The 13571-nt window shown below is 72.3% G+C and carries 15 protein-coding genes; 5 read left to right on the forward strand and 10 right to left on the reverse strand.

Translation table 11 applies throughout. The annotated features are described in order from the left end of the window. The first annotated feature begins 35 nt into the window (after window positions 1–35). Complete coding sequence (locus tag HB370_RS02810; protein WP_030776429.1) at window positions 36–647, forward strand: TetR family transcriptional regulator; 612 nt, start codon at window positions 36–38, stop codon at window positions 645–647. Window positions 648–863: 216 nt separating this feature from the next. On the opposite strand, the gene HB370_RS02815 is transcribed toward HB370_RS02810, so the two are convergent. Next, window positions 864–1580, reverse strand: coding sequence for an SDR family NAD(P)-dependent oxidoreductase (locus tag HB370_RS02815; protein WP_030776426.1), 717 nt, complete (start codon window positions 1578–1580; stop codon window positions 864–866). 135 nt (window positions 1581–1715) lie between these two features. Here HB370_RS02815 and HB370_RS02820 point away from each other — a divergent pair, with 135 nt between their 5' ends. Beyond that, on the forward strand, window positions 1716–2573 hold the full coding sequence (locus HB370_RS02820; RefSeq protein WP_030776423.1) for a helix-turn-helix transcriptional regulator: 858 nt from the start codon (window positions 1716–1718) through the stop codon (window positions 2571–2573). A 207-nt stretch (window positions 2574–2780) separates the two neighbouring features. Beyond that, window positions 2781–4181 carry a glycosyltransferase family 39 protein gene (locus HB370_RS02825; protein ID WP_051815298.1) on the forward strand — a complete coding sequence of 467 codons (1401 nt, stop codon included), beginning with the start codon at window positions 2781–2783 and terminating at the stop codon, window positions 4179–4181. Window positions 4182–4285: 104 nt separating this feature from the next. On the opposite strand, the gene HB370_RS02830 is transcribed toward HB370_RS02825, so the two are convergent. Continuing rightward, window positions 4286–5248, reverse strand: coding sequence for a C45 family peptidase (locus HB370_RS02830; protein ID WP_030776418.1), 963 nt, complete (start codon window positions 5246–5248; stop codon window positions 4286–4288). After that, window positions 5245–6357, reverse strand: coding sequence for an MFS transporter (locus tag HB370_RS02835; RefSeq protein WP_078637319.1), 1113 nt, complete (start codon window positions 6355–6357; stop codon window positions 5245–5247). Before HB370_RS02835 ends, HB370_RS02830 begins: the two co-directional genes overlap by 4 nt. Before the next feature lie 178 nt (window positions 6358–6535). On the opposite strand from HB370_RS02835, the gene HB370_RS02840 reads away from it, so the two are divergent. Both HB370_RS02840 and HB370_RS02845 read left to right on the forward strand, forming a co-directional pair. Next, window positions 6536–7174, forward strand: a complete 639-nt coding sequence (locus HB370_RS02840; RefSeq protein ID WP_051815263.1) for a TetR/AcrR family transcriptional regulator — start codon at window positions 6536–6538, stop codon at window positions 7172–7174. Between the two features lie 14 nt (window positions 7175–7188). Then, window positions 7189–7815, forward strand: a complete 627-nt coding sequence (locus HB370_RS02845) for a class I SAM-dependent methyltransferase (protein ID WP_030776409.1) — start codon at window positions 7189–7191, stop codon at window positions 7813–7815. A 2-nt stretch (window positions 7816–7817) separates the two neighbouring features. Here HB370_RS02845 and HB370_RS02850 read toward each other — a convergent pair whose 3' ends face one another. The 7 genes from HB370_RS02850 to HB370_RS02880 form a co-directional block, all read right to left on the reverse strand. Continuing rightward, window positions 7818–8609 (reverse strand): ABC transporter permease, encoded by a 792-nt coding sequence (locus tag HB370_RS02850; RefSeq protein ID WP_244405379.1) that lies wholly within the window; start codon window positions 8607–8609, stop codon window positions 7818–7820. Window positions 8610–8656: 47 nt separating this feature from the next. Further along, window positions 8657–9667, reverse strand: a complete 1011-nt coding sequence (locus HB370_RS02855; protein WP_078637318.1) for an ABC transporter ATP-binding protein — start codon at window positions 9665–9667, stop codon at window positions 8657–8659. Then, window positions 9664–10101 (reverse strand): lasso peptide biosynthesis B2 protein, encoded by a 438-nt coding sequence (locus HB370_RS02860; protein WP_030776401.1) that lies wholly within the window; start codon window positions 10099–10101, stop codon window positions 9664–9666. The genes HB370_RS02855 and HB370_RS02860 overlap by 4 nt, the downstream gene beginning before the upstream one ends. Window positions 10102–10215: 114 nt before the next feature. After that, window positions 10216–10476: a lasso peptide biosynthesis PqqD family chaperone gene (locus HB370_RS02865; protein WP_030776398.1), complete on the reverse strand. Its 261-nt coding sequence runs from the start codon at window positions 10474–10476 to the stop codon at window positions 10216–10218. Window positions 10477–10506: 30 nt separating this feature from the next. Further along, a complete protein-coding gene (locus tag HB370_RS02870; RefSeq protein WP_030776396.1) occupies window positions 10507–12339 on the reverse strand; it encodes an asparagine synthase-related protein in 1833 nt (610 codons plus the stop codon). An 86-nt stretch (window positions 12340–12425) separates the two neighbouring features. Further along, window positions 12426–12566 (reverse strand): keywimysin-related RiPP, encoded by a 141-nt coding sequence (locus tag HB370_RS02875; RefSeq protein WP_157855533.1) that lies wholly within the window; start codon window positions 12564–12566, stop codon window positions 12426–12428. A 313-nt stretch (window positions 12567–12879) separates the two neighbouring features. Next, the gene (locus HB370_RS02880; RefSeq protein WP_030776394.1) at window positions 12880–13464 is read right to left on the reverse strand and encodes a TetR/AcrR family transcriptional regulator; all 585 of its coding nucleotides are present in this window, start codon (window positions 13462–13464) and stop codon (window positions 12880–12882) included. Window positions 13465–13571 lie beyond the last annotated feature (107 nt).

The following is a 13571-nucleotide window of genomic DNA, read 5'->3' on the forward strand; positions in this document are numbered from 1 at the left end:
TCGGCCACCGTCCGGCTCGCTGGAGTGCGTGGGTCATGGGTGGGAAACGGGTCGGCCTGCGGGAGCTCTCCCGCCGCGCGGTGCGGGAGGAGATCGCCGAAGCCGCCACCGCGCTGTTCCTGGAGCGCGGCTTCGAGGCGACGACCGTCGACGACATCGGGGCGGCCGTGGGGATGTCCCAGCGCAGTGTCTTCCGCTATTTCGCCACCAAGGAGGAGATCGTCCTCGGACACTTCGGTCTCGTCCTGGACGACATGCTCGCCGCCCTGCGCGCTCGCCCGGCCGACGAGCCGGTGTGGACCTCCCTGCGCCGGGTGTTCGATGTGCTGCCGGCCCGCCCGGAGGCGCCGGGGCACCAGCACTGGATGGCACCGGTCCACCGGATGGTCTTCGAGACCCCCGTGCTGCTCGCCGGCTATCTCCAGAAGCTGCACCGGACGCAGGAGGCCGTCGTCACCGAGCTGACCGAGCGGGCCGCCTCGACCGGTGCCCCCTACGCCCCCGGCGACCCGGCACCCCGTGCCCTGACGGCCGTGGCGTTCGGTTGCCTGCTCGCCGCTCAGCGCTCCTGGCTCGCCTCGGACGGGAAGGGCTCCTTCACCGACGCCCTGGACCGGGCCATGGCAACGGTGGGGCCCCGCGCCTGAGGGGCGTACCCGCGGCAGGCGGCCCCGACAGAGGCAGATCCAGCGGCTGGCAGGTGAGTTCCAGCGGCCCGGCATCGGGAGCCGTCTCCTGCCGACCGCGCCGGTCACCGGCCTGGCGGGGGCGGCGAAGCCGCACCGGGCCACCATCGCCGGTACGGCTTCGCCCTCGCCCCCGGTTCCTGTCCGTCAGGTGGGGCCGCAGCCGTCCTTGCGGAGCTACCAGGGCAGCTCGCCGCCGTCCTCCTGGAACGTGCCGGTGGGGCCGTCCTTGCCGAGGGTGGCCATGCGTACGACGACTTCGGCGCTCTCTTCCACGGGACGCCCGCCCGGGAAGTCCGCGGTGAAGTCGGTGGCGGTGAAGCCGGGTTCGACGGCGTTGATCTTGAAGTCGGGCAGTGCCTTGGCGTATTGGACGGTGAGCATGGACACGGCCGCCTTGCTCGCCCCGTACACGATGAAGGCGTAGTGCGACTGGCGGCGCTCGGGGTTGGTGACCGCCCAGAACGAGCCGAGTGCGCTGGAGACGTTCACCACGACCGGGTTGTCCGACGCCCGCAGCAGCGGGAGCGCGGCCTGGGTGACACGGACGACGCCGACGACGTTGGTCTCGAACACGGCGTGCGCGCTCTCGGCGGTGACCCCGTCGGCGCCGAGGGTGTGGTCCGCGATGCCGGCGTTGTTGACGAGGACGTCGAGGCGGCCCTCACGCTCCTCGATCAGCCGCATGGCTGCCCGGACCGACGCGTCATCGGTGACGTCGAGGCGTACGAACCGGGCGCCCAGCTCGGCCGCCGCGGCCTGCCCGCGCTCCACACTGCGTGCCCCGATGTAGACGGTGTGCCCCTCCTTGATCAGCCGACGGGCGGTCTCGCGTCCGATGCCCTTGTTCGCTCCGGTGACGAGTGTCACGGTCCTGTCGGTTGTCACGGTCATGTCGGTTGCTTCCTCTCGTCGCTGAACCAGCTCGGGATCGATCCTTCGCCCCGGCACGGCAGCGGGACAGGGCCTCCGTGATCCTGGGGGTGACAGGACCAGGCACGTGTCCGAGGATCCGCCTACGCTCTCCACATGACCCGTCACACGAACATGCTCGGCGAGTATCTGCGCGCCCGCCGCGAACTCGTCACGCCGGAGAGTGTCGGTCTGCCGCAGATCGGGGTCCGCCGCGTGCCCGGTCTGCGCCGCGAGGAGGTCGCGATGCTCGCCGGTATCAGTGCCGACTACTACCTGCGCCTGGAGCAGGGCCGCGACCGCAACCCGTCCGTCCAGGTGCTCGAAGCGCTCGCCCGGGTGCTGCGGCTCGATGACGCGGGAACCGCGTATCTGCTCGGACTGGGATCGGACAGTCCTCGCCGCGTCCGCCGCCGGCCCCGCAAGGAGGTCGTGCCCGCCGGGATCCGGAAGCTCCTGGACTCGCTGACGCAGCCGGCGTTCGTCGAAGGCCGCTACTTCGACGTACTGGCGGCGAACCCGCTGGCGACAGCGCTCTCCCCCCGGCTGGTCGCCGGCCGCAACCGGCTGCGGGACGTGTTCCTCGATCCGGCCGAGCGCTCCCTGTACCCCGCTTGGGAGGAGGCCACCGTCAGCCTGGTCGCCGGGTTCCGCGAGTCGGTCGGCACGGACACCGACGATCCGCGGTTCATCGAGCTGGTGGGCGAACTCTCGCTCACGAGCGACCGCTTCCGCCGGCTGTGGGCACGCCATGACGTGCAAGCCCGTGAGGGCGCCTCCGTCACGCTCGACCATCCGCAGGTCGGCGAACTCACGCTGAACCGGGAGAAGCTCCTGGTCTCCGGATCGCCCGGTCTGCTCCTCGTCCTCTACCACGCCGACCGCGACAGCGACAACGACGAGAAGCTCCGCCTGCTGTCCTCCTACCAGGCCACTCCCCGCACCCGGGCGCCCGCGGACTCCCCTGTCACCTAGATCTCACGGGCTTCCCCCAGAGGCGAGATACGGTTGACGGCCGGTAGGTGACTTCCGGCAGACAGCCCTCATGGACCACTGCTTCGGGAGCCTTTCCTCATGTCGCCTGGCCACACGTCGGACACCGCACTCCCACCTGCCCTGTCCGGGGCACCACGTGCGGCGCCGGCCCCCTCGTTACGCACGGCCGTCGTGTGGCTGCTGCCGATGCTGTGGACATGCGCCTTCGGCCTGTGGGGGTTGTCGCGGCAGGACAGTGTGTGGCGGGACGAGGCCGCGACCTGGCAGGCGGCTCAGCGCTCGACGGCGGAGTTATGGCACATGCTGGCGAACGTCGACGTGGTCCACGGGCTCTACTACCTGCTGATGCACGTGCTGTTCACGTGTTTCGGAGCCGGCACCACGACCCTGCGGCTGCCGTCGGTGCTGGCCACAGCGGTCGCGGCGGCTTGCGTGGCCGTCATCGGCCGCCGGCTGGCGGGCAGATGGGCGGGTCTGGCCGGTGGCATGGCGTTCGGGCTGCTGCCGGCCGTGCAGTTCCACCTCCAGGAGGGCCGGCAGTACGCGCTGGTGACGGCCGGCGCGGCAATCTCCACCCTGCTGCTCACAACCGTCCTCCAACGACCCGTCCGGGCACGCCATTGGGCTGCCTACGGCACCGCTGTCCTCCTCACCGGCCTGCTGAACTGGCTCTCACTCATGATCCTCGGGGCGCATCTGGCCACCTTGCTGTGGAACCGCGCCGAGCGCGCGGTCCTTGCCCGCTGGGCGGTGGCGGCCGCATGCGGCACAGCCGGAGTGCTGCCGCTGATCGTGTTCAGCCAGAGCCAGTCCGGGCAGGTGGCCTGGATACCGCCGCTGTCCTGGCACATGCTGATCGGCCCGGCCGTGCTGCTGGCGATCGGCGGGACCGGCGCGCTGCTGGACCGGCCGCGGGCAGGCCGGTCATCGGCGACGGCCGTAGGGTTACCGCTGCTCGCGGTGCCTCAACTCGGCTTGATCACGGTGTCCTTGGTCCAGCCGATCTTCCTGGACCGCTACATCCTCTACAGCATGATGGGGCTGGCACTCCTGATCGGTACGGCCGTCGGCACGGCGGTACAGGCCGCCGGGCCCCGTTTCCCGATGGCGTCGAGGTGGATTCTCCCCGTCACGCTCGCCGTGGCCGTGCCGGCCCTGCTGCCGCAGTCACTGGCCAAGCGGTCCCCGGCGAGCAGAGTGGACGACGTCCTGGCGATCGCCTCGGACGTACGGCACCTGAAGCGGCCCGGGAATGCCGTGCTCTTCCTGCCCTCGCTCCGCAGGGACACCAAGTCCGTCACCCCGGACGCCTTCGCGGGCCTGCGGGACATAACCCTGGCGGAGTCCCCGGAGGAGGCCGGCACTCTGAAAGGTGTCGAGACGGAACCGGATCGCATACGCGCCGCGCTCCTCACCGAACAGCGAGTCCTCCTGGTGACGGACGCGTCCCCGGTGGCCCGCCCGGCGAGAGGCGCCCGGGACAGGATGAAGACCGCTGTCCTGAACGAGTACTTCATCCCGGTGGCCGACAAACAGACCCGCGGCCGCAGAGTGATCGTGTACGAACGCCGGTCAACGCGTCGCTGACAACTCATCGGTCCGAGCCGCCCGTTCGCGGAGGGAACGGAGGAACGTCACCACGCGCGGGCGGTCACGGCGGCGCTACGGTCACCGCGCCGACGGGCTCCCCGTCAGCTGTTGTCGCCCCCGTCGGCCGGAAGCCCCAGGGTGACGGTGAGGGTGCCCGGGGAGAAGCCGCCGAAGGAGTGCTGCCAGCTCGCTCCGGGCCAGTGGTAGGTCACTCGGCCCTCCTCGGGACGGTACTCGGCCGTGTACACCGTGCCCAGCCACTCGTCGTACGCACACTGGTACAGCGGCGGTCGCAGCATCGCCGCGACATCGACACCCGCCGCCCGTACAGCGGCCAGCCGCGCCTGTGTGCGGGTGACTTGCTCCTGCTCCTCCGGCACCGGAAGGTGCTGGTGGTTGGCCGCGCAGGAGTCCCGCGTCCCGGTCATCGGGATGTCGGGGCCGACATGGACCGTCACGGTCCGGTCCGGGCCGACGAGGGTGACGTTCTGCGGAATCGCGATGGGTAGGGTGCGCAGTCTGCCCAGCGCCTCGTCGACTGTCCGGCAGGTCTCCAGCAGATAGCGCAGCACCAGGGGGAGGGCGAATCCCGGCCCGTGGACGTACCGCCCGCCGAAGGTGAGCGACACCGCGAGGCCCGCGTCGTTCATGCCGTCCAGCAGTCCCCACCCGGCCTCCTGCATACCGATCACAGGACGCAGGAAATGGGAGGAGACGATGGTGCCTTCGCAGTGTTCGGGAGCGTAGTCGTAGTTCCTGAGCAGGGTGCCGTCGCGGCCGATCTGGGTGCAGCCGGAGAAGAACGGCCGCACCGCTGCCATGGTGAGGAGGGTTCCGGCCTGGGGTGAGGGCAGTTGGCCGGCGAGCCGGTCGAGTGCCGGGACGAGTTCGGGCATGTGCTCCTCGAAGAGCCGCCGGGCACGGGCAGCGCCCTCGGGCGTCCGCCCCTCCTCGGTCAGCCAGTCCGCCGCGCCCGCCATGGCCGGCCGGACCCGCTCGGCCCATCGCCCGTCGCCACCGTCACCGATCTCCAGGGCATGGAATGTCTTGACGTACTGAGTCATGAGGCAGGAGTCAACCCTGTTCCCCGTCCTCGTTTCCAGCCCCGGTCATGTGCTTGCGGAACAGGACGGCCGCGACCGGCAGGCACAGCGCGGACACCAGGGCTGCGAAGACCTGCACGGCTGAGGGCGCCGAGGAAGGCCAGTCCCTGCCCGGCGCCGCCGACGACGGTGGCCGCCAGCAGCAGCGGGAGGGAGGAGAGACCGCCGGCCACGGCCAGCAGCACCAGGCCCGCGGCCAGGACGACCAGGCCGGTGACCTGGATGCCGAGTGCCCGGCGCCCCGCCGCCGCGATCTGGGCGAGTACGGAACAGGCGAGCATCAGGGTGACGGCGCCGCCGGCCAGGGCGAGGTTGTCGCTGCCGGAGAGTTTCGTGACGTAGGTCGGCACCAGGCTCAGGAAGAGGCCGGTCACGGAGAAGGCGAGGAAGCTCGCCGTACCGCTGGAGAGGAACAGCCCGCGCATCGACGCCGGGACGGTGGGGCGGCGCGGGCGCCGGCGGGTCGTGGGCCGGGTGGCGGGAAGGGTGACCATGGTGATGGCCGCGGGGACCAGCAGCACGATCTCCAGGGCGTAGGGCAGGACGTAGGGCCAGGGGGCGTACTCGGCGAGCAGGCCCGCGATCAGGGGTCCCGCCCCCAGCCCGCCGACGGAGGCGACCGTGGACACCAGCGCGGCCCGGCCCCGGTCGCCACGGGGCTCCAGCTCGGTCAGTGCCGCGGTGAGCGCGCCGGAGGCGGCACCCACGGCGAGGCCCTGGAGCAGGCGGGCGGCGAAGAGCCAGCCGACGTCGTCGGCGAGCGCGAAGGCGAGCGAGCCGAGGGCGGCCAGTACCACGGACGGCAGGAGTACGGTGCGGGGCCCCACGGAGTCGGACAGCGGGCCGACGATCAGTAAGGAGGGGATCAGCGCGGCTACGTACACCGCGAAGATCAGCGTGACCACGAGCGGGGAGAAGCCGAACTCGCGCTCGTAGCCGCGGTACAGGGGGGTGGGCAGGTTGGTGCCGGTGAGCAGGCAGAGGAGCGTGTAGGCGGTGGCCCAGAAGCGGGCCGGGCTCCGCGGGCCGGTCTGGGGTTCCGCGGGAACCGTCAGGCCTTGCGTGGTCATCTCGTGGTCCTCGGGTGGGTGTCGCGGTGCGTCGTCGTGGCGCGTCGGCCGGGTGGGCGTGACCGGCGGTCAGTCAAACAAATGACCGACGGTCAGTCAATGGAAGGGGACCGACCGGCGGTCAGATATATTGGGCAGCCCTACAGGGCTCCACGACACCGCGTGAACGGAGGTGGGCATGCCGGCGACGACGCGGAGGAAGCGAGTCACCAAGAGCCCCGACGACCGCAGGGACGACATCCTGCGCGCAGGGCAACGCGTGTTCGGCACAACGGGCTTCGAACGCGCCACCATCTCCGAACTCGCGGACGCGGCCGAGATCGGCAAGGGCACCTTCTACCTCTACTTCGAGTCGAAGGACCACCTGCTCGGCGCCCTGTGGGAGCGCTATGTCGACGCCATCGTCTCCACCGCGCAGGAGATCCTGGCCGAGAGCGACGACTGGTGGCCCACCATCGACCGGGTGATGAGCGCCCTCGTCCGGCACGCCATCGCGAACGCCGAGCTGCACCGGATCGTCTACGGCTCGGCCAACGCCAAGGCCCTGGAGCTGTGCCGGCAGGCCAACCAGCGGGTCATCGACCTGATGTGCGCGTTCGTCGAAGAGGGCACGGACGCCGGGGCGTTCCGGGCCGGCGACACCCGCGTGGCGTTCCGCATGGCCTACCACGCGTCCGACGGCCTGTTGGACGACCTCATCGGCCAGGAGGACGACAGGACCGGCCTCGACGAGCGCCGAGTGACCGCCATGGTGCTCGAACTGGTCCACCGCGCCCTGGGCGACCACACGTACACGCCCGCGCTGACACCCGGCTGAACTGCGGGGCTTCCTTGTCGGATGACGCCGGCCCGACGCCGTACTGGAACACCAACGTCGCCCGGCACCCGGGCATCCTCCGTGTGGTTCCCGGTGGTTGCGGGGACGCGCTGGACGTCGGCTGCGGGGACGGTCTGCTGGCGCGGAAGCTGACCGGGCGGGCCGAGCGGGTCTCGGGGATCGACAAGTCGCCCCGGATGATCGCCCACGCGCGTGAGCTCGCCGCCGGCGACCCGCGACTCACCTTCGTCGAGGGCGACTTCCTGACCGCTGATCTGCCGGACGAGGGATACGACTTCATCTGCTCGGTGACCGCCATTCATCATATGGACCTCGAGGCCGCCCTGGTCCGGATGCGCGCGTTGCTGCGGCCCGGCGGCACGCTGGTGGTGGTCGGTCTGGCCCGCGAGGAGAGCCCGGCGGAGTGGGCGGCGACGATCGCGGCCGCCCCGGTCGTACGGATCACCAAGGTGTTGCGCCGGGCGCGCGAGCCGGAGGGCATGCCGGTCGCCGTCCCCCGGATGAGCTACGGACAGGTGCGGGCCGCGGCACGGCGGCTGTTGCCCGGTGTGCGCTATCGCCGGCATGTGCTCCGTCGGTACTCGCTGACTTGGCGGAAGCCCGGGCACGGAGAGACGTAGCGTCACGTCATGTCGTCCGTGCGGCCGAAGCGGTGGGCCGTGCAGAGGAGGGCGGTGATCGCGGTCAGCAGGAGGACGCCCGCCTCCACCACCGGCGGTGGCTGCCAAGTGCCCCAGTGGACGCCGGCGGCCGCGGTGGGGCTCACGGTGCGGCGCAGGAGGTCGGTGGCGTAGGCGAGCGGGTTGAGGACGGCCGCGGTGGTCACCCAGGAGGGGAGGGTGGACAGGGGGACGAGTGCGCCCGATCCGAAGAGCAGGGGGGCGCTGGTCAGCGCCAGGAGCGTGCTGAAGGTCTCGGGCCGCCGCGTGTGTACGGCCGGTACGAGGGCGAGCGCGGTCACCGTGAAGGCGGCCAGGGCCAGTTCCGCGAGGAGGCCGGCGAGCGGCAGGGGCCGGTAGGGCAGTCCGCCGGCCGGTGCCAGGGCGAGCAGGACGGCGCCCTGGGCCGTGGCCGTGGCACAGCCGCCGAGGCAGATCCCGCACAGCAGGCTCGACCGGTGGGCGGGGGTGACGAGCAGCTCGCGGATGGTGCCGTTGTACCGGTCGGTGATCAGACGGATGCCCACGCTGACGGCCGGCGCCTGGATGGCCATGAGCAGGATGCCGGGATAGAGGAAGGCACGGTACTGGCCGCCGACGGCGCTGTCGGGGACGAGTGCGGACAGGCCGCCGCCGAAGGCGAGCAGGAACAGCAGGGGCTGCAGGAGCATCAGCACGGTGTTCGTGGGGTTGGCGGCCAGTCGTAGCCAGTCGCGCGTGATGAGTGCGTGGACGGCGCGCAGTTCCTGACGCACGCCGTCCTCCCCGCTGGGGCTCACCCTGGACGAGACGCGTGCCGTCGTCATGGGGTGCCGCTCTCGGGATCGAAGGGGCGGCCGGTGTGGTGGAAGAAGACGTCGTCCAGGGTCGGCACGGTGGCGGTGGCCCGATGGATGTGGATGCCGTGTGCGCCGAGGGTGGCGCACAGCCTGGGCAGCCACTCGGCGCTGTCGGTCACCGGCACGGTGACCTCCTCACCGCCGTCGAAGGCGGTGCGGCCGTGGTCGGTTCTGAGCAGCGCGGCGGCCCGCCGGTTGTCGCTGGTGCGCAGCCGTACGGTCTCCTGCCCGAGGGCGGATTTCAGGCCGGCGGGGGTGCCGTGGGCGACGATGCGGCCGTGGTCGATGATGGCGAGCCGGTCGCAGTACTCGGCCTCCTCCAGGTAGTGCGTGGTGACGAAGACGGTGATGCGCTCGTCCTCCCGCAGGCGGCGCAGGTGCTGCCACAGCCGGGCGCGGGCGGGCGGGTCGAGTCCGGCGGTCGGTTCGTCCAGGAAGAGCACGCGGGGTTCGTGCAGCAGGGCGCGGGCGATGTCGAGGCGGCGGCGCATGCCGCCGGAGAGGGTGCGTACCCGTGCGTGCCGGTGTTCGGCGAGCCGGGCGGCGCTCAGCACCTGGCCGGTGCGGGAGCGGGCGTCGGAGCGGGACAGACCGTGCAGGCGCGCGTGCAGTTGCAGGCTTTGGGCGCAGGTCAGGTCGGGCTCCAGGGCGCTGTGCTGGAAGAGGACGCCGACGCGGCGCCGCACCAGGTGGGACTCGGTGAGCACGTTCGCCCCGGCGACCCAGGCGTCTCCCGCGCTGGGCCTCTTCAGCGCGCACAGCATGGACACGGTGGTGGACTTTCCCGCGCCGTTGGGGCCGAGGAAGGCGAACATCTCGCCGGTCGCGACGGTCAGGTCCACGCCCCGTACGGCGTCCTGGCCGCCGGGGTAGGTCTTGGTCAGTCCCCGGGTGTGGACCGCGTACGGCAGGGCGCGCCGGGTTCCCCGGCCGCCGGCGGCGGTGTCCGTGGTGGGGCTCGGACGTCCGGTCATGAGCGGTTCCCGGTGAGCGGCAGGGGCGGGACGGTGATGACGGGCGTGTAGCCGCGTTCGTGTGCCGGTTCGCCCACGGGTTCGGAGCCGACGGCGACCCAGGCGTGGGCGCGGAAGGGTTCGGTGCGCACGCCGGTGCACCAGGTGGGCCAGGTCCCCCATGCCCGGCACAACAGGGCGGTGGCCAGGGAGCGTTGCAGGCAGCTGCGGTCGGCGGCGCAGCGCGGGCTGACGGTGATGACGGCCTGCCGGGCCGCGGCGGCCTGCTGCCGGGTGGCGGGGACGGCTCCGCGGCGCAGCAGGTGCAGGACGGCGCGGATGCGGCGCGGTCCGGCGCCGGCCAGCGGGCGGGCGGCGGCCACGGCCAGCAGGGCGAGCAGACGGCGCGGCGGCGGGACGAAGGCTGGTTGTGGTACTCCGACGAGGTCGGTCATGGTGAGCGCTCCTGGTGCGGTGGCGAAAGTGTCTGTCTCAGGCGTCCTCCGGGCTCCCGGACCTCCTCCGGGCCTCCCGGTGTTCGGGTGGCGGGCGGGATGGTGGCGGGCGGCTCAGTCACGCAGCAGTCCGGCTCCCCGCAGGGCTTCCACGAGGCGCGCGACGTCCTCGCCGGCCCGCGCGCCGGCCTGCGGATAGCGTTCCGCCAGGGCCGCCGCGGCGTCCTCGGTGGTGGCGCCCCGCAGCAGCAGGCGGAGGACGAGCGCTCCCGTGGGGTTCAGCTGCCGGTATTTCCCGGTGCGTTCGTCCAGCAGGACCATGGCACCGCCGTCGGTGTCGACCGCGGTCACGTACGCGGCCAGCGAGAGGGACATCAACGCGCTCCTTCCATCGCCGTTCCCTGTTCACCGCGCTGTCGCGGCCGGCGGGTACGGCACCGGGGCCGGGCCGTCGTCCAGCGAGCGGAGCCAGACCTCGCAGCCCAGCGTGTGGAGCAGCGGGTCGAGTTCGGCGGCGGCGGCATTGTGGTGCAGGGAGCGGCGCAGCCGTTCGGCGTCGATCAGTCCGGCTTCCGCCAACCGCGAGTCCTCGGTCAGGGCCAGCAGCTCCCCGCGGTGGCGGCGCAGCCCGTGGTAGAAGTCGGCGTCGTACGGGCCCTTGTCCGGGCGGGCCAGGATGTGCGCGGGCACGATGCCGGACAAGGCGGCGCCCAGCAGCGGTTTGTACGCACCCGGCCGTACGGCTTCCAGCGGACGGACCGACAGGGCGGCGGTGACGACCGCGTCGTCGGTGTAGGGCAGGGCCAGGTCCGGGCCGGCCAGTGTCTGGTTCAGTACGCGGATCGCGTTGCCGCCCTCACGGACCTGTTGCAGCGCGCAGTGCACGGACCGGTGGGGCGCGAGCGGTTCGGGGCTGCCGTCCGCCGCGGTGCGCAGCGCGTCCGTCGTCATCGCCACCGCCTCGGGGGTGGCCCAGCCCGGCGCGCGGGGTTCGGGCTGCCAGCCGAGCATGCCCGTGAGGCCCGACGGCGGCGGGAGGGTCACGTGGCCGGCGGCGTCCAGCAGCCACCGCCGGTATGAGGTCCGGCCGAGGACTCCGCGGGCCACCGAGAGGTGGCCGGCGCGCCATTGGTGGCGTTGCCGGCTCAGCAGCTGCCAGGCCTGCCACGGCCGGGCGGCGGCCAGGTCCTGGAGGTGGCAGGGGAACGGCGTGAACATCTCGTCGCCGCCACCACCGCTCAGATGGAGCCGGGAGCCGTGCTCCCCGACCCGCCGCAGCAGGTCGGTCTGTTTGGCGAAGTCCCGTACCCAGGCACAGGGTTCCTCGCTGGGCAGCCGTAGTCCGCCGACGCCGGCGAACCAGTCGGGTGACTCCTCGCCGGTCAGCACCAAGTGGGTGGCCGAGGGCAGTGCCTCACGGGCGCGCGCGGCCCAGAGGGCGTCGTCGTTGTCCGGGTCCCGTCCCTCCCAGTGCACGGTGACCAGCCGGTCCGTTTCCCGGGCGGCCAGGAAGCACAGGCTCGTCGAGTCCAGTCCTCCGGAGAGATCGGCGCTGACCGTGCCGCCACCGGCCGTACAGGTGCCGACCGCGTCCGTCAGCGCCGTACGCACCTGGGCTGCGGCCTCCGCCAGGGACAGGTGCGGTTCGGGGGGACGCCACCAGCGGACCCGGGGCCCGCGGCGCCCGTCGCGCTCCCACACCAACGCCTCGTGTGGCGGTAGGGCGCGCACGTTCCGCCAGTAGGTGCGGTCGGCGAGAACCGTGGAGGCCACCGGCGGATGAAGAAGCCGCACGGCGAGCGCCCCGAGGTCGGGATCCGCGCCCGACAGGGCGGCCAGCACATCGGCGCGGCCGGCCGCCACCGGTACGCCGTCGATGTGTGCGGTGAAGACACGGCACACGGCCGATGCCGTACCGCGCGCCCACACCCGTCCGCCCACCGAGGCCAGCACATGGAAGCTGCCCGCCAGGCCCGTCACGGCCCGTTCCGCCTCCGCGGGCAGACGCACCCGCTCGATCCGCCGCCGTAGTGTCCCGGCCCGCGCGGTGCTCCGGCCCAGCACCATGATCCGGGTTTCCCCCGCCCGGGCCGACACCTCCTGCCGGGCGTCCCAACGGCCCACCAGCCAGGGCCGTCCCGAGGCGTGCGGCACGCGGCGCACGCCTTCCCGGCCCAGCCGGTCCGCGACAGCGGCGGCGGCCGGTGCGTCGGGCAGCATCACCCACCAGCAGTCCATGGCACTCCTTCTCCTCACGGACGGGTCGGGCGGCCCCGCGCCCGGTGGGCGCGCGTCGCGCGCCCACCGGGTTCACAGCACCGGGCTCAGTCGGTCCAGGGGTAGAGCCAGTACGGCGGGAGACCGCCGTCGCGGCGGTGTCCGAACGGCCAGCCGAGGGTGACCTCGGCGAAGTCGCCGGCCTCGCTCAGCGTCGGCGCCTCGTAGACCTCCTCGCGGTTCTCCATGTCTGTCACCTCCTTCCGTGCACCTCGAGCCGAAGGGGTGTGGATCGGCGCCCCGTCCGCCGGCATGCGGGGGCCGGTCCCGCAACGGTGATGACCGGACCGGCGTGGGATAACCGGCTGAACCGCATAAACACACCGCACGAATGAAGGTGCAGCACAACCCCGACGAAGCCGCACCACTCACCACGGAAAGTGCCTACGTCTCGCCTTTCGCGTGCCCGCGCACATCACCGGCCGCGCCGTGCCACGCGCGCGGGAGAGTTCCCGCGCATGCCACGGGGCCCTGCGGGCCGGCCCGCAGCCGCTCCGTCTCTCAGTCCCGCAGGAGCGCGGCCACCAGGCGCGTCATGGCGGGCCGCGGGTCGGGGGTGCCCGGCCGGCTCGTCATCAGCAGGTGGTGCGCGGTGCCGACCAAGGCGAGGGCGACCGTGTGCGGGTCGACGGTCTCCGCGACCCGGCCGAGTTTCTGTTCGTCGGTCAGATAGCCGGTGACGGCATCCTGGAGCGCGGTGAAGCCGGGCGCCCCGCCTTCCAGCGCCTCGCGGATGCGCCGGGTCGCCGCGGGCCGGGTCAGGGCGAGACCCGAGAGCGCGGGGCCACCCGAGTCGAACAGCGCGAGGACGACGGCGTCGAGGTTCCGTGCCACCGTGGCCTGCCCGACGAGTCCCGACAGTGCCCGAGCCTTGGCCGCCGTCCGCGCGAACCGGTCGAGGCAGAGTTCGGCCACGAACTCGTCGAGGCTCGCGAAGTGCGCGTGCAGCAGCCCCTTGGCGCAGCCCGCCTCGGCGGTGACGGCCCGGCTGGTGAGCGCGCCGGGACCGCCGTTCTCCACGACGCGCTCGGCAGCCGCGAACAGCCGCTCGCGCACGTCCGGCGTCGCCACTCCCCGCGGTGACATGGGCCGCTCTCCCGTTCGGCTCAGACGACACAACTCACCGGATACTACTGGGGATTGCCAGTTTGGGCACCTGCCCATACTGTTTGGGCCCACGCCCATTCCCGTCG

The sequence above is a fragment of the Streptomyces sp. DSM 40868 genome, from assembly GCF_011820545.1.
Taxonomy (GTDB): domain Bacteria; phylum Actinomycetota; class Actinomycetes; order Streptomycetales; family Streptomycetaceae; genus Streptomyces; species Streptomyces eurythermus.